The organism is Cypionkella sp. PAMC25878 (assembly GCF_058135695.1).
Genome location: NZ_CM176871.1, coordinates 2,399,302 through 2,414,984, shown reverse-complemented (window position 1 = coordinate 2,414,984; position 15,683 = coordinate 2,399,302). Strand labels below are relative to the sequence as shown.

Annotated in this window: 16 protein-coding genes; 3 read left to right on the top strand and 13 right to left on the bottom strand. The window is 60.1% G+C overall.

Annotated elements, in window-relative coordinates:
* Nucleotides 1-345 precede the first annotated feature (345 nt).
* Nucleotides 346-1,641, top strand: coding sequence for a D-amino acid dehydrogenase (locus tag ACS5RD_RS11665; protein ID WP_489931367.1), 1,296 nt, complete (start codon nucleotides 346-348; stop codon nucleotides 1,639-1,641).
* A gap of 77 nt (nucleotides 1,642-1,718) precedes the next feature.
* Here the strand turns inward: ACS5RD_RS11665 and ACS5RD_RS11660 are convergent, their stop codons facing one another.
* Genes ACS5RD_RS11660 through ACS5RD_RS11630 form a run of 7 tightly spaced genes read right to left on the bottom strand, consistent with a single transcriptional unit; the run spans nucleotide 1,719 to nucleotide 8,985 of the window.
* Complete coding sequence (locus ACS5RD_RS11660; RefSeq protein WP_489931318.1) at nucleotides 1,719-2,444, bottom strand: FadR/GntR family transcriptional regulator; 726 nt, start codon at nucleotides 2,442-2,444, stop codon at nucleotides 1,719-1,721.
* A 27-nt stretch (nucleotides 2,445-2,471) separates the two neighbouring features.
* Nucleotides 2,472-3,662, bottom strand: a complete 1,191-nt coding sequence (locus ACS5RD_RS11655; protein WP_489931317.1) for an aminotransferase class V-fold PLP-dependent enzyme — start codon at nucleotides 3,660-3,662, stop codon at nucleotides 2,472-2,474.
* Nucleotide 3,663: 1 nt separating this feature from the next.
* A complete protein-coding gene (locus ACS5RD_RS11650) occupies nucleotides 3,664-4,527 on the bottom strand; it encodes an ABC transporter permease (protein ID WP_489931316.1) in 864 nt (287 codons plus the stop codon).
* A complete protein-coding gene (locus tag ACS5RD_RS11645) occupies nucleotides 4,524-5,453 on the bottom strand; it encodes an ABC transporter permease (RefSeq protein ID WP_489931315.1) in 930 nt (309 codons plus the stop codon). The genes ACS5RD_RS11650 and ACS5RD_RS11645 overlap by 4 nt, the downstream gene beginning before the upstream one ends.
* Nucleotides 5,450-6,373, bottom strand: a complete 924-nt coding sequence (locus ACS5RD_RS11640) for an ATP-binding cassette domain-containing protein (protein ID WP_489931314.1) — start codon at nucleotides 6,371-6,373, stop codon at nucleotides 5,450-5,452. The genes ACS5RD_RS11645 and ACS5RD_RS11640 overlap by 4 nt, the downstream gene beginning before the upstream one ends.
* Entirely contained in the window at nucleotides 6,370-7,332 is a 963-nt protein-coding gene (locus tag ACS5RD_RS11635) for an ABC transporter ATP-binding protein (protein WP_489931313.1), read from the bottom strand. Before ACS5RD_RS11635 ends, ACS5RD_RS11640 begins: the two co-directional genes overlap by 4 nt.
* A 48-nt stretch (nucleotides 7,333-7,380) precedes the next feature.
* On the bottom strand, nucleotides 7,381-8,985 hold the full coding sequence (locus ACS5RD_RS11630) for a peptide ABC transporter substrate-binding protein (RefSeq protein ID WP_489931312.1): 1,605 nt from the start codon (nucleotides 8,983-8,985) through the stop codon (nucleotides 7,381-7,383).
* A gap of 234 nt (nucleotides 8,986-9,219) precedes the next feature.
* On the opposite strand from ACS5RD_RS11630, the gene ACS5RD_RS11625 reads away from it, so the two are divergent.
* On the top strand, nucleotides 9,220-10,455 hold the full coding sequence (locus tag ACS5RD_RS11625) for an aminopeptidase (RefSeq protein WP_489931311.1): 1,236 nt from the start codon (nucleotides 9,220-9,222) through the stop codon (nucleotides 10,453-10,455).
* A 117-nt stretch (nucleotides 10,456-10,572) separates the two neighbouring features.
* On the opposite strand, the gene ACS5RD_RS11620 is transcribed toward ACS5RD_RS11625, so the two are convergent.
* The 3 genes from ACS5RD_RS11620 to ACS5RD_RS11610 form a co-directional block, all read right to left on the bottom strand.
* Nucleotides 10,573-10,986, bottom strand: a complete 414-nt coding sequence (locus tag ACS5RD_RS11620; RefSeq protein WP_489931310.1) for a c-type cytochrome — start codon at nucleotides 10,984-10,986, stop codon at nucleotides 10,573-10,575.
* A 63-nt stretch (nucleotides 10,987-11,049) separates the two neighbouring features.
* Entirely contained in the window at nucleotides 11,050-11,733 is a 684-nt protein-coding gene (locus ACS5RD_RS11615) for an ABC transporter ATP-binding protein (protein ID WP_054007683.1), read from the bottom strand.
* Entirely contained in the window at nucleotides 11,726-13,012 is a 1,287-nt protein-coding gene (locus ACS5RD_RS11610) for a lipoprotein-releasing ABC transporter permease subunit (protein WP_489931366.1), read from the bottom strand. Before ACS5RD_RS11610 ends, ACS5RD_RS11615 begins: the two co-directional genes overlap by 8 nt.
* Nucleotides 13,013-13,149: 137 nt before the next feature.
* Here ACS5RD_RS11610 and ACS5RD_RS11605 point away from each other — a divergent pair, with 137 nt between their 5' ends.
* On the top strand, nucleotides 13,150-13,545 hold the full coding sequence (locus ACS5RD_RS11605) for a hypothetical protein (protein WP_054007681.1): 396 nt from the start codon (nucleotides 13,150-13,152) through the stop codon (nucleotides 13,543-13,545).
* Between the two features lie 12 nt (nucleotides 13,546-13,557).
* Here ACS5RD_RS11605 and ACS5RD_RS11600 read toward each other — a convergent pair whose 3' ends face one another.
* From ACS5RD_RS11600 to ACS5RD_RS11590, 3 genes are read right to left on the bottom strand one after another with little or no spacing between them, the layout of a single operon-like run.
* A complete protein-coding gene (locus tag ACS5RD_RS11600; RefSeq protein WP_489931309.1) occupies nucleotides 13,558-13,893 on the bottom strand; it encodes a GAT domain-containing protein in 336 nt (111 codons plus the stop codon).
* A 35-nt stretch (nucleotides 13,894-13,928) separates the two neighbouring features.
* Nucleotides 13,929-14,966 (bottom strand): endonuclease/exonuclease/phosphatase family protein, encoded by a 1,038-nt coding sequence (locus ACS5RD_RS11595; protein WP_489931308.1) that lies wholly within the window; start codon nucleotides 14,964-14,966, stop codon nucleotides 13,929-13,931.
* Nucleotides 14,963-15,676, bottom strand: coding sequence for a tellurite resistance TerB family protein (locus ACS5RD_RS11590; protein ID WP_054007678.1), 714 nt, complete (start codon nucleotides 15,674-15,676; stop codon nucleotides 14,963-14,965). Before ACS5RD_RS11590 ends, ACS5RD_RS11595 begins: the two co-directional genes overlap by 4 nt.
* Nucleotides 15,677-15,683: the final 7 nt, after the last annotated feature.

Genomic DNA, 15,683 nt, shown 5'->3' with positions numbered 1-15,683 from the left:
AGGCGGAGCCATGCGCGAAGCCTACTCCCGAGCGGGGGGATTCTGTCAACAAGAGTTGTTGATTGGTGGATCAAGAAATCGCGCGATTTGGATCTTGTCCGGGCAGATGCTTGCAAATCGGGCAGCAAAACAGACGCGCATGGCTGTATGGCGCTGCGTCGCAGCGGCAATATTCTAACGCCAGAGTTGAAAATACCTTGCGGTGAAAGGTGTGATATGCGGCTTTTTTGTTATGTAGGCGTGTAATATTTCATATTTTTGCAAAAAATTAGAATAATATACGTATATTTTCGCAAAACTCCGATGACATTCCAAACTCCTTTCACGGATTTGCGCTATGCTGCGATGCAACAGCAGGGTCTACACACCAAGGGGTTGCATATGAAGATCGTCATTCTCGGCGCAGGCGTCATTGGTGTCACCTCGGCTTGGTATCTGGCGAAAGCCGGGCATGAGGTTACGGTGATTGACCGTCAACCCGGCCCGGCTTTGGAGACCAGCTTTGGCAATGCGGGCGAAATCAGCCCCGGTTATGCCAGCCCTTGGGCAGCCCCCGGCATCCCCGCCAAGGCGATGAAATGGCTGTTCATGCGCCATGCGCCGCTGATCATTCAGCCGATGCCGGATTTGGCAAAGGTGTCTTGGGTGATGCGGATGCTGCTGAACTGCACAAGCGCCGCCTATGGCGTGAACAAAAGCCGGATGGTGCGCTTGGCCGAATACAGCCGCGATTGCCTGATGGATTTGCGCCGCGACACCGGGATTTCTTATGACGAGCGGATGCAGGGCACGTTGCAGCTGTTCCGCACCCAGAAGCAGGTGGACGGGGCCTATAAAGATATCAAGGTGTTAAAGGCCGACGGCGTGCCGTTTGAGGTCTTAGACGCGGACGGCTGCATCAAGGCCGAGCCCGGTTTGGCCTCGCGTCGTGACGCCATCAAAGGCGGTTTGCTGCTGCCCGGCGACGAGACCGGTGATTGCTTTAAGTTCACCAACTCTCTGCAAGATATGGCGATCGCGGCGGGCGTGAGCTTCCGCTACGGCGTGCGGATTGATCGGCTGGAGGCTGCGGGCGGCAAGATTTCCGCCGTGCATACCTCGGAAGGTCGGATGACTGCGGATGCGTTTGTGCTGGCCTTGGGGTCGTATTCGCCGATTTTGGCGCGGCCTTTGGGCATCAAACTGCCGGTCTATCCGGTGAAGGGCTATTCGATCACCGTGCCGATTGTGGACGCGGCCCGCGCGCCCGAATCAACCGTGATGGATGAGACCTACAAGATCGCCATCACCCGGTTGGGGGACCGCATCCGCGTCGGTGGTATGGCCGAGATTGCCGGGTTCGATATGACCCTGCACGCCAAGCGCCGCGAGACTTTGGTACATTCGGTGGAGGATCTGTTCGGCGGCGCGGGCGATCAATCGCGCGCCACGTTCTGGTGCGGCCTGCGGCCAATGACGCCGGATGGCACGCCGATCCTGGGCCGCTCGCCGATTGGCAACCTGTTCCTGAACACCGGGCATGGCACGTTGGGTTGGACCATGGCGGCGGGTTCGGGTCGGGTGTTGGCCGATCTGATTTCTGGTAAGGCGGCGGAGATTGAGACGGCAGATTTGGGGTATGCGCGGTATCAAGCGGCGTAATGGCGGCTGATGGCCGGGGGCTCGCCCCCGGACCCCGAGGATATTTGAGCACAGAGGATGACAATTTTAGATAAGTTTTAGGCGTTATCTGTTGGCGAAATGATCTGCCTGATCTCGGATTCGACGGAATCGAGGATGGTGTTGATGGCAGCCTCTGCCGCGTCGGGGTCACCCGCGACAATCGCATTGGCCAGATCGCGGTGTGGTGGGAAGCTGGCCAGACCAAACCCCGGCACTGAGAACGGCGATTCCGCCGAACGCTCGAACGCGTCATCCATTTTCGCCAGCACTTGCCCGAACATCGGATTACAGGTGGCATCGCAAATCGCACTGTGAAACGCCATATCGGCGGCGCGGTAGGGCTCACCCGTATCAACAATCTGCAACAACACATCGCACAAGCGACTGATCTGCTGGCGCTGTGCTATGGTGGCATTCAGCGCCGCCCGCCGCACCGTGCCGGATTCGATCACCCGGCGCATGTCGAGCAGCCGCAGAATCGCCTCACCCTCCAGTTGGATCATCGTCGGTAGCGGGCCCTGCGAGGTTTGCACTTTCGCGGTCAGATAGGTGCCATCGCCGCGACGCCGCCGGATGATCCCCAAACCTTCCCAACGATTGAGCGCCTCACGGATGGTCGACCGCCCTACCCCCAACGCGGCTGCCAGCGACACTTCGGGCGGCAGACGATCACCGACTTGCAGCCCCGCCCGTTCGATCATCTCGGCCAAAGCATCCAGCACCGCCACCCCACGCGCGGCGGTTTCAATCGGCTCAAGGTAGCGAATGGCGGCGCGCGACATGATCTCTCCGGTGCGCAAGGGCGCGCTTTAGGTCTTGGCTGATAGCTGCGGCAGCAATTCTGTCAAGGCTGTTACCAGATGGTCCATCTGGGATTCGGTGTTATAGCCCTGCACTGAGACCCGCACGATGCTGTGATCCTGCCAGTCAAAGCAGGGGATTTCGATGTGGTAGTCGTCATAAAGCCGGGTTTTCAGCACGGCTGTATCGCAGCGCGGCACCGGCATCGACACCATTTGTGGCGCGCAAAACGCCGGGCTGCTCAGCGCAGGCAGACCTGTCAGCGCGCGCACCCGCGCGGCGGTGTCTTGGGCAAGGCTTTGGCAGGCTTTGGCAACCCTGTCCCAATCGTGATCTTGGCGGAATTGCAGCGCAGCAGGCACGGTCAGCCAAGCCGAAGGGTCGCGCGTGCCCTGCATTTCCAAACCGTCGATGAACGGCGAATTGCCGAACACGCCTTTGGTGCCGGGGATTTTTGCGTCTGCAGTCCAGCCGTGACTGATCACCAGCGGGTTCAGCATCGCTTGCAATTCGGGGCGGACATGCAGAAAGGCCGAGCCCTTCGGGGCCATGATCCATTTGTGGCAGTTGCCAGCGTAGAAATCCGCATCCAGCGCGTCCAGATCCAGCGGAATATGCCCCGGCGTATGCGCGCCGTCGATCACGGTATAGATGCCGTGCTTGCGGGCCTCGGCAACCGAGCGTTCAATCGGGAACACCAAGGCGGTGGCCGAAGTGATATGCGACAGAAACAGCACGCGGGTTTTGTCGGTGAAACCCGCAAGAATGACGTCGGTGAACTGCGCCTCATTGGTCAGCGGCAGCGGCACGTTGACCACTTTGATCACCGCTCCGGTGTTGCGACAGACATAGGCCCAAGTCTTCTCCAGCGCGGCATATTCATGATCGGTGGTCAGGATTTCGTCGCCGGGTTTAAGGTCCAACGATTGCGCCACGATGTTCAGCGCGTAGGTGGCATTGGTCAGCCCGACGATATTCTCTGCCGAGGTGCCCAAAATCGCGGCCATCGCCACCCGCGCATCGCGCATCCAACCTGACAGACCCCGCGCAGGGTCCAGAAAGGCCACCGGCTGGCTTTCCAGTTGCAGCTGCCATCGCTGATATTCCTCGAAAACCGGCCGAGGGCAGGCCCCGAAAGAGCCGTGGTTCAGGAAGGTCACGTCGGGGCGCAACAGGAAGAAGGCATCAAGGTTTTGCAATTCAGCGCCCTTTCAGGGTCGGATCAAGAGCGTCTCGCAAGCCATCGCCAAACAGGGTGGTCGCAAGCACGGTGATGGCAAGGGCGGCAGTCGGGAACACCGCTAAGTGCCAGTAAAAATACATGAAATTCATCCCGACGTTGATCATCTGCCCCCAACTTGGGATTGGCGGCGGCACGCCAATGCCGAGGAAACTAAGGCTGGCCTCCAGCATCATCGCCAGTGGGATCGCCAGCACAAAACCGACGATGATCGGCGAGATCGCGTTGGGGATCAGGTGGCGGCGGATGATATAGCCGGGGGTTGCCCCCAAAGCCTGCGCGGCGCGGACGAACTCTTTCTGCGCCATCGCTTTGACTTGCGCGCGCACCAGCAAACACACCTGCACCCAGCCGAACAATGCCGCGATCAGCACGATGGTGACAAAGCCGCCGTTGGTCAGCGCCCCCAGCAGCATCGCGGCCAGCAGGGGTGGCACCACCGAAAACAACTCGATCAGCCGCATCACGCACCAATCCGCCCGCCCACCGTAATAGCCCGCGATGGCCCCCAAAGGGATGCCGATCAGCAGCGAAAACGCCGCTGCGGTGAAGCCAATCGTCAGTGAAACCCGCGCGCCATAGACGATGCGGGTGAAGAAATCACGACCGAGATCATCGACGCCAAACCAGAATTCGGCCTGCGGGAAGGCATAGGCTTGGGTGAGGAATTTCTGGTCCGCATAGCCGGTTTTGCTGATCAGCGGCGCGAAAATCGCCATCAGGATGATCAGCAGCAGGATGGCTCCAGCGACCAGAGCGGCCTTGTTATCGGCAAAGCGCCGCCATGCGAAATAGAGCGGGCTGCGGGGGGGTGAAGCGGTCATTTGCCATCTCCGAACCGGATGCGGGGATTGAGCAGCGCATAGATGACGTCGGAAATCAGATAGGCCACGCAAAACATCATGGTGATCATCAGGATCAGCGCCATCTCTAGACTATAGTCGCGCAGCTCGATTGAGCTGACAAAATAGGCACCAAGCCCCGGCACCCGGAACATCGCCTCGACGAAAATTGAGCCTGTGGCCGTGCCAATGAACATCGGCAGGAACACCGTCACCATTGGCAAAGCGGCGTTGCGCAGCACATGTTGGAAGATGATGCGGCGCTCCGACAGCCCCTTGGCGCGCAACACGGTGACGAAGGGTTTGGTCAGCACATCGAGCATGGCAGAGCGAGTGTAGCGTGCATAGGTCGCCATCGGGATCGCGGCATAGGCGATGATCGGTAATATCCAACTGCGGGGTTTGCCCCAACCGCTTGCCGGTAGCCAGTTCAGCCAGACCGCGAACACCATGATCAAGGCCATCGAGATCACAAACACCGGAATCGTCAGCCCCAAAGTGGCGAAGGCCGAGGCGAGATAGTCGATCCAAGTGTTGCGGCGCAGGGCGGCGGCCATGCCGAGCAGGATGCCCAAAGGTGCACCAATCAGCACGCCTGCGCCGCCCAAGATCAGGCTGGGCGGCCAAGCGCGGCCCAGAAGTTGCAGCACGGTTTCGCCCGGCGATTGGAACGGCACGCCGAAATCGAAATGCAGCACACCCCACATGTATTTGAAATACTGTACATAAAGCGGTTGATCGAGGCCGAGCGAGGCGTTCAGCTTGGCCTTCACCGCATCATTGACCGGCATGTCATTGCCATCAAACGGCCCACCGGGCACCGCGTGCATCATCAGGAAAACGATGATCGAGACCACGGTAAAGGTCAGCGCGATGGAGGCGAGACGGCCCAGAATATAGCGGATCATCGGATCGCCTCCAATCGGTGGCCGGGGGCTATGTCGTGCAATTCGGGGGTGCCGTCTTGCCCGGAAAGCCGGGGCGTTGCGGCCTCGATCTGCGCGCGGCTCAGGAAAGTTCTCGCGCGCCGCTCGCGCGGGTTCAGCACCGGAATCGCATCCAGCAGGCTGCGGGTGTAGGGGTGGCGGGCATCGGTGAAGATGGTCTCCGTCGGGGCCTCCTCGACGATCCGGCCTTGGAACATCACCGCGACCTTGTCTGTGAGGGAGCGCACCACCGACAGATCATGGCTGATGAACAGGATCGACAAGCCCATTTCCGCCTGCAAATCCAGCAGGAGATTGATGATCTGCGCCTTCACCGACACGTCCAGCGCCGAGGTCGGCTCGTCCGCAACCAGCACTTGCGGGCGCAGGATCAGCGCCCGCGCAATCGCCACACGCTGGCGCTGACCGCCGGAAAGTTCGTGCGGATAGCGGTTGCCGTAAGAGCGATCAAGGCCGGTTTTCACCAGCATCTCAAGGGCTTGCTCGGTTTGCTCGGAAGCGGTGCCAAGGCCGTGGATATGCAACGGCTCGGCCACGATCTGCGCCAGCGTCATCATCGGGTCCAGCGCGGAATAGCTGTCTTGGAACACCACCTGCATCTTGCGCCGGAATGGCTTCAGCGCGGCATGGCCCAAAGCGGTGATGTCCGTGCCATCGACCAGAATCTGCCCCGCCGAGGGTTCCACCAGCCGCATCGCCATCATGCCAGTGGTGGTTTTTCCCGAACCACTCTCCCCCACCAGCCCCAAGATCTGATTGCGCGGCAGGGTGAGAGAGACGTTGTTCACCGCCAGATGATCGGTCGTGCGGGCGAAAAACCCGCCTGATTGGCGCAACTGATAGGTTTTTGAGACGCTTTTCAACTCCAGCGCCGGGGTCATGCCAGCCTCCAGCATGCCGCAGCGCGGGATTCTGACAGGGCGCGGAACGCCGGGGCTTCGGCGGCGCATTGCGCATCAGCCACGGCGCAGCGCGGATGAAACGGGCAGCCCGTGGGCGGGTTGGCGGGGTTTGGCGACGCCCCTGCGATCTCAATCAGGCGCTGTTTGCCGGGGGTGCGTCCGGGCATCGAGGCCATCAGCGCCTGCGTATAGGGATGCAAGGGTGCGTCGAAAATATCCTGCACCGGGGCGGTTTCCATCACCCGGCCGCCATACATCACCACAACGCGGTCCACGGTTTCGGCGACCACACCCAGATCATGCGTCACCATGATCAGCGCCATGCCCAGTTCAGCCTGTAACTGCTTGATAAGGTATAATATCTGCGCCTGAATCGTCACGTCCAACGCCGTGGTCGGCTCATCGGCGAACAGGATTTGTGGGCGGCAGGACAGCGCCATTGCGATCATCGCGCGCTGCAACATGCCGCCGGAAAGCTGGTGTGGATAGCTGTTCAGAATGGCGTCGGGAGTCTTGATTTCCACCCGCGCCAGCAGGGCAGCGGCCTCGGTGGTGGCCGCTGATTTCGACAGATCGCGATGCGCGCGGATGGTTTCTACGATCTGATGGCCAATGGTGAACACCGGATCAAACGCCGTCATCGGGTCTTGGAATACCATCGCCGCGATCCGGCCCCGCACCGCAGCTAGTTGCGTGCGCCCTGCCCGCAACATATCAACGCCGCCGAGTTCAAGCCTATCTGCCACAATCCGCGACGGCGGCTCGCGTAGCAAACGCAGCGCCGCCATGCAGGTGACGGACTTGCCAGAGCCGGATTCTCCAACAATGCCAATGCTTTCGCCCGGCGATACCCGCAAGGATACCCCACGCACCGCCTGCACCACGCCATCGTGTTGCGGAAAACTGACGGTCAGATTTTCGATATTCAGCAGGGTCATTGGCGCTCCGAAAATAGCCCCCCGAATCAGGCCGGGGGGCATGGGGGGTTATTTCGACACATGCGTGTAGAAATACAGCGCCAACTGCCGCAGTGGTGAAAAGCCAAGCTTATTCGGCTTGGTGCCATCGCCCTTGAGGTCCGCCGACACCACCGCGTTGGTGATCGGATGCACCAGCGGCACGAACGAGGCGTTGTCGATCAGCACCTGCTCGGCCTGCTCATAAAGCTTCTCACGGTCTTCCCATTTCGGGGCAGAATCGGCCTTGGCGACCAGATCATCATAGGCTTGCAAATGGTGGTCGTGACGGCCGCCGTTGTAGAAGATGCCGTAGAAGTTTGACGGGTCGAGATAGTCGTATTCATAGGGCGCGAGGAACAGATTGTTCTTCTTCTCCATCATGCCCGCCATCCAGTCTTTCTGCGGCAGGATCTTGATATTCATGGTGATTCCCAGAATATCCTTAAACTGCGCTTGCAGATATTGCAGCATCGGGCCCGAAATTGCGCCGTTATAGCCGCCCTGATCGCGATACCAAATCTCGACCTCTGGGAAGCCTTTGCCATCCGGATAACCCGCATCGGCCATGAATTTCTTGGCTTTTTCCGGGTCAAACACCGCCTGAGAGGTGATGACGTCGTTGTAGCCAGGATAGCCCGGCGGCAGCAGTGACTTACCGGGGATGGCGAGGTCTTTCAGCACGGTCGCGGTCATCTCATCGCGGTTGATCGCGGCCTGAAACGCTTTGCGGACGTTGATATTGTCGAAGGGCGGCATATCGAGGCCGAACGAGATATAGCTGGTGGCAAACACCGCATTTTTTGCGATTTGGCCCGGAAAGCGTTGTTCCACAAACGGAATTTGGCCCGCGTTCAAGTAGGAAAAATCCGCCTCGCCCGCCATGAAGGCGGGCAGACCGACCTCTGGCGCACCCAAAGTCGGGTCAATTTCCAACCGATCCACCTGAGGCTGCCACGGCCCGGTGTAGGTCGGGTTCTTCACCAGAACCATCTTGTTGTTGGACTTTTCCCACGATTCGACGATGAACGGGCCAGAGGACACCAGCGTCTCGACATTGGCGGCGTAATCGTCACCCAGCTTGTCCCAGACGTGTTTCGGCACCGGATACCACAGCGAAACCACGCTTGGCAGATAGGGTTTCGGCGCTGCGGTTTTGACCTCAATCGTCAGATCATCCACCGCTTTGATGCCCAAAGTGGCGACATCTTTCTCGCCCTTGGTCACCGCATCCCAGTTCTCAATCCCGCCCGCATAGCCCCAATACCAGGCGAAATCATAGCCGGTGGTGGCTGCGCGTTGCAGCGCGAAGATGTAGTCGGAGGCGCGCAAAGGCTCGCCATCCGACCACACTAGGCCGGGGCGCAGCTTGAAGGTCCAGGTCAGGCCATCTTCGGATTGCGTCCACGACTCAGCCGCCATCGGGTTCAGCACATAGTCGTTGTCGAAGCTGGTCAGCGGCAGCTGGATGATCTCGGGGTTGCCCGCGCGAGCATAGACGGTTTTCATGTAATCCATATATGTGCCAGAGGTGGTATCCCCCGCACTATATACAGTGGTCTGCGCCGCAATGGGCGTCGTCGCAAGCAGCGTGGCTGTCACCAGCGCCCCCGCGAGTTTCAGGAACTGTCGCATCTATTCCTCCGTGTTGACGCCCGTATGTGGGCTTTTCATTGGCAGGATGCCCGAGTCTGCTCGGTGCATTTTGACCGCAAGCGTCGGATGACGTGGGGCCAATTCCAAATGTCTGACAAATTCTAAACCGTCGCGCAAGACGCCCGTTGCGATGCGGCGCAGATTTTTCTCAAACGGTTGACCCTGCCCGGCCTGCGGCTATGGTCTGCGGCAAAACAGGCAAAGGATGGCGCGATGACTCCCTCGATTAACCCCGTGAAGCTGGCGCAACTGGCCGAGGTGGCGGTGAATGTCGGCGTGGCCCTGCAGCCGGGGCAGGATCTGATTCTGACCGCCCCGATGACCGCCCTGCCCTTGGTCCGGCTGATCGCGACCGCCGCCTATCGCGCCGGCGCGGGCGTGGTGACGCCGATTTTCGCGGATGAGGCGATTGCCTTAGCGCGCTATCAGCACGGGCGCGATGCCAGTTTCGACACCGCCCCGAACTGGCTCTACAACGGCATGGCCGAGGCCTTCGCCAACGGTGCCGCCCGGATGGCGATTGTCGGCGACAACCCAATGCTGCTGGCCAATGAAGACCCCACAAAGGTCGCCTGCGCAGGCAAGGCGAACTCGCTCGCCTACCAACCGGCTTTGGCGAAGATCGCGGGCTTTGATATCAACTGGTCGATTTGTTCCTATCCGGGTGAGGCTTGGGCGCGGCAAATCTTCCCTGAACTGACCGCAGACGCCGCCGTGCATCGACTGGCCGAGGCGATTTTTGCGGCCTCGCGCGTCGATCAACCCGATCCGGTCTCGGCTTGGGCCATGCATAATGCCGCCTTACGGACGCGGACCAAATGGCTGAACGGCAAACGCTTTGCGGCCCTGCGCTTCACCGGCCCCGGCACCGATCTGACCGTGGGTTTGGCCGATGGCCACGAATGGCAGGGTGGGGCCTCTACCGCAAAAAACGGTGTCACCTGCAACGCCAATATCCCGACCGAGGAAGTGTTCACCACACCGCACGCGCTGCGCGTGGATGGATTTGTCAGCGCCACCAAACCCTTGGCGCATCAGGGCACATTGATTGAAAACATTCAGGTGCGCTTTGAGGCAGGCCGGATTGTCGAGGCCAAAGCCACCAAGGGCGAGGCGGTTTTGCAGAAGCTGATCGATAGCGACGAGGGTGCGCGCCGCTTAGGCGAGGTGGCGCTGGTGCCACACGGCTCGCCGATCTCACAATCTGGGCTGTTGTTTTACAACACGCTGTTCGATGAAAACGCCGCCTGCCACATCGCTTTGGGCCAGTGTTATGCCAAGTGTTTTCTGAACGGCGCGGCGCTGACACCAGAACAGATCGCGGCCCAAGGCGGCAATGCCAGCATGATCCACGTCGATTGGATGATCGGCTCGGGGCAGGTCGATATTGACGGCATCGGCGCGGACGGCGCGGCGGAACCGGTGTTCCGGCGCGGCGAATGGGCTTGAGGCGCGGCGTTTGCGGCAGGCCGCTGGCGGTTTCACACCCCCAGCCCCCCGTGGGATATTTGAGCCAGATGAAAGCAAATTTTAGGTAAATCGTTAGCTCTTGCGGCCAGCCCACCGCTATTTCACCTGAAGCGTCTTAAGGTATTCCGCCAGTTCCACCAACCGAATCGGCGTCGGCGTCGCAATGCCGTCGCCGCCATCATAAGGCACGGTGACGCCCTCCAGCAGCGGCGCGAAGTCGGGCATCACACCTTTGCCCTTTTTGCCCGCATAGCCCCAGATCTGCGCCATCACCTTCGTCGTTGGAAACGCGCCCTTGTTGCGCGCGGCAAGGGTGGTCAGATCGGCGGGCTTTTTGCCCAAGCCTGCTGCCGTTTCGCCATCGCCCTTGCCCGTCGGGCCATGACAGGCCGCACAGTAGTCGTTGTAATCATGCGCCCCTGTGGTTTTCTCGGGCGGTTTGCCATACTCGACGCAAGCGAACAGCAAGGCAGAAAGCCCGACGGCGGTGACAACTGGCATGATGTGCATGGCGATCTCCTGATCAGTGGGACGCTTTCTTGCACAGATGCAAAGCGTCTACCTTGACCTATATCAGGATGTCACAACCCGGCCTTTGTCCAGCCGCACCACACGATCCATCCGGGCGGCAAGCTCCATATTATGGGTGGCGATCAGCGCGCTCAGGCCGGTTTCGCGCACCAAAGCCATCAGAGCGGCGAAAACCTGATCCGAGGTGACAGGGTCAAGATTGCCGGTGGGTTCATCGGCCAGCAGCAGTTTCGGCTTATTGGCCAGCGCGCGGCAGAAGGCGACGCGCTGTTGCTCGCCCCCCGACAGCGCGGCCGGGCGGTGACTGGCGCGCGGCAATACCCCGACATGGGCGAGCAGATCGCGCGCGCGGGCTTCGGCTTCTGCCTTCGGCACACCATTGGCCAACTGCGGGATCACCACGTTTTCAAGCGCGGTGAATTCGGGCAAAAGGTGGTGAAACTGGTAGATGAAGCCCACATCATTGCGCCGCGCCTCGGTGCGGGCCTTGTCGCCCAAACCCACCATATTGCGCCCGCTCAAAGCCACCGAGCCCTCATCCGGTGTGTCCAAAAGCCCCGCGATGTGCAGCAGCGTCGATTTGCCAGCGCCAGAGGGCGCGACCAAAGCAACCACCTCGCCGCGCTTTACCTCTAGTGTCGCGCCATGCAGCACCATCACTTCCGACGGCAAACCGCGATTGTAGCATTTCTCAATGCCCGCCAGTTCCAGCGCAAACTCACTCATAACGCAGCGCCTCCACCGGGTTCATCCGGGCGGCACGGCGCGCGGGGAAAATCGTGACGATAAACGACAGCCCCAAAGACAAAGCCATCGCCGAGGCCACATCCCCCAGTTTCAGCTCAGCCGGTAGCGCGTAAATCCCCCTAATCGACGGATCCCAAACATCGCCGCCCGTCACCAGATTGATCAGCGCAACCACATCATCAATATAGGTTGCAAACAGACAGCCGATCACCACCCCCATCAGCGTGCCGACCACCCCGGTAAACGCGCCGCAGATGAAGAAAATCCGCAGGATCGAGCCTTCGGTGAGGCCCATCGTGCGCAAAATCCCAATGTCGCGGCCTTTGTTTTTCACCAGCATGATCAGGCCGGAAATGATGTTCAGCGTCGAGATCAGCACGAGGATCGACATGATCAGGAACATCACATTGTCTTCTATTTTCAAGGCATTGAGATAACTTCCGGCGCTGTCCATCCAGGTCCACAGCATCGCATCCTGTCCCCCCGCCGCCATCACCGCATCACGGTAGTTGTCGATGGCTTCGGGGTCTGTCACCATCACCTCAAACTCATCGGCGAGATTGTCACGGTTGAAGAACGACTGCGCCTCGGCGAACGGCATATACATCCGGCTTTGGTCGATCAGATAATTGCCCGAGGTGAAGATATAAACCACAGGATAGGCGTTCACCCGCGGGCTCGACCCAAACGGCGATTTCACCCCCGAGGGCGAGATCACCCGCAGCTTGTCGCCCACCGTCACGCCCAAAGTCCGCGCCAAACCAGAGCCAATCGCGATGCCTTGGTCGAAATCATCCAGATTGCCATAAGCATCCGCGCCATCGCCAATACGCGGAATCCGGCGCAGATCGGCCAGCCGCAGCCCGAACACCTCGGCGCCGCTGGAACCCTCGCCAGCCGTCAGCATCACCTGCCCCTTGATCTGGGGGGCCGCCTCGGTCACTCCGGGCACCGCCGCCAGCTTCGCGGCGATGGCATCGTAATCGGCAAAACCCTTCACCATCTGGCCATCAGCGTCCATATGCCCCGCCGAATACACCGTCACATGCGCGTTCGATCCAAGGAACGTCGACACCAATTCGGTGCGAAACCCCGACCGCACCGCCAGCGTCACAATCAGCGCGAACACCGCCAAAGTGATGCCAATCAGGCTGATCCAAGTCATCACCGACACGCCACCCTCGGCGCGTTTGGCGCGTAAATAGCGCCACGCAATCATGAATTCAAAGCGCGAGAACGGAGAGGTGGAGGCCAAGATGCTGCTCTTTCTTTTTCGCGCCAAACTGCAACGTTACAGCAGCAGGGTCAAGGAACGCTTGTGTGACGCCGCAGACTTGACGCACGCTTGGGTTGCAGGCATCCTGAACGGGCATTTTAGCACACCGGATTACAGCCATGGAAACCTATCGCGGCGTCGAAATCACCGACAGCTATTTCACCGGCCACCCGAGCATGATTTTCTCCACCCTGGTGCGCTCAATCTCGGCAATCTGCCGCTTTGATCGCTCGGTGTACCTGTATTACATCGGTGTCGCGAGCGGCTATGACTATTATTCGGCCCTCGCGCGGCGGATTGATCAGAAAAAGCTCGAGTATCAGACCACCCGCATGAACCTGATCTATCAATCCTCATCCGAGCGGCACACCCGCCAGCTGGAGGCCAATCTGGTTGATCATTTCCAATATATCAAAGCCGACGACCGCGTCTGGAACAGCACCGGCGGCGGCGGCGGGCGGCGCGGATCGGGGCCGCGTTTCTACCTTTACCTCGCCACGTCGCACGCATTTTAGAGACCAGTCTCGCTAAAGTTCAGTCTCCGCGCCCGGCAAAGCCTCTAGCTTCAACTCGGCCGGGGTTTTCCGCCGCAGAATTATATCGCCATTCGGCAGCTTTTCCGGCGCATGATAGTTCTTCAGATCATCCATCATACCCAGAATTTGCATCAGCTTCGGCTGCGCCTCTTTCAGCGCCTGCGCCATATCTTGCAGGCTGGGTTCGACCTGCCCCATCATATGGTTGAACAACAGTTCCGCCCCCTGCTGCATCAGGCTCAGCCCCTTGTCCGCATCAGACGGCGGTGGGGTCTGCGCCAAAGCGGGTACAGGCAACAGCATCAGGGCGAAGATGAGATGTTTCATCCCCCGACTATGCCCGGCTTAGGGCACATTTCAAATCACAATGCCAAATCCAGCGTCACCGGAAAGTGGTCAGAGGCGGAAAGCAGCGCATCCGCCAGTTCCGGCACCGCCAGCACGCCGGGATCATTGAACGGATGCCAAATCCGCCATACCGGCTTGCCGGCCGCCAGATCGGGCGAGACCATGATGAAATCCAACAGGGCCTCGAAATAACGCTTCTGCGGTTGCAGCCAGAACCGCGACGAACTCGGGGCCAGCGCATTGGTCTGGGTCAGCGCCATTTCGGCGTGCGGGTCATGCAGCCGGGTCTGCCCACCCTGCCCCAACACAATCTCAATCCCGGAATGGCCGAACAGCTTTTCATATTCGTCCAACCCCGGACCATCGTTGAAATCGCCCATCACGATCAGGCCATCGCCCGCCTCCAACTGCCGATCAATCCGGGCGCGCAGCCACAGACATTCCGCCAACTGCTTGCGTCGGTTCTCAATCGAAATCCGCGTGAACGCGGCATCATCGTCGGCGCTATGCGGCGCCTTCGATTTTGCATGCACCCCGATTAGCCGCAATTCGCCCCCCGATGTGGTCGTCACCGCCAGTTCCAACGGCGGCTTGGAAAACCGCACCAGATCCTCTACCCCATCGCTATTGATATCCAGCCGCAACTGGCTGTCAAAACGCGGAGCCCCCGGCGCGCCGTGGCTCGGGGCCGGATCGCCCTTTGGATCATGCCGCGCGGAGAGCTTGTCGGGATCATACAGAAACGCGATTTCCTGTTCGGTTTCAGAAACATAACCGATCAGCGCCTTGCGCGCCCGCAAGCCATATTTCGCCGCAAAATTCTCCAGCGCCGTCACGGTCGACCTGCGACTGTTGGTATCCGGCGCTTCAATGATCATCACACCGTCAGCATCCAAAGCGGTGAACACAATGCCCAAAGCCGCCAGTTGTTCGCCCCGGGTGATCTTGTAACGCGCCGAATACTCGCGATCCTCCAGCAGATGCCCCCGGTCATCGAACAAAGCGTTGAACCATTCGACGTTGTAGCTAGCCAGTCTGAGCCTTTCGCTCATGCCGCGACCTTGGCCTGAATCTCGTCCCAAGCCGCATTGATCGCGATCAACCGCCGCGTCGCCAGTTGCACCGCTTCGGCAGGCACCCCGCGCGCAATCATCACATCGGGATGGCTGTCTTTCACCGCCGCCCGCCATGCCGCGCGGGCATCGTCGAGGCTCGCCTGATGCGGAATCCCCAAAACATCGTAGGGATCGCGCGGCGCGCCATCGACAAAGCGCCCCCGCAGCACGCGGAAACAGCGGTCATCCAGCCCAAAAATCTGCGCTACTTCGCGTAAAAACGCATCCTCTGCCGGGTGATATTCACCATCCGACATCGCGATCTGGAACAGCCCTTCCAGAATGTCGATCAGCACGTTGCGGTCATCAGCACAGAGCGGCAATCCAGGTTTATTGAACAAAAGCGCGATCTTACGGGCGTAAGAGGCAAACCCCGCCACATCCTGTCGCGCCAAGTTGTACACATGTGCGGCGTTGGCTTCTTCGGCTTTCGAGATCGAAAATATCCGCCGGAACGTCGCCACTTCGTCGCGGGTGACCTCGCCATCCGCCTTGGCCATCTTCGCGCCCAAAGCGATCACCGCGATGGTGAAACCGACCGAGCGTTCCGGCGCCGCGCCGCCACGCAAGCGGTCAAACACAGCCGCCAACCCCTCGCCTGAGGCAAGGGCGGCGATGGCTTCGGTGATGCGGGTCCAGATCGACATGAGGTCA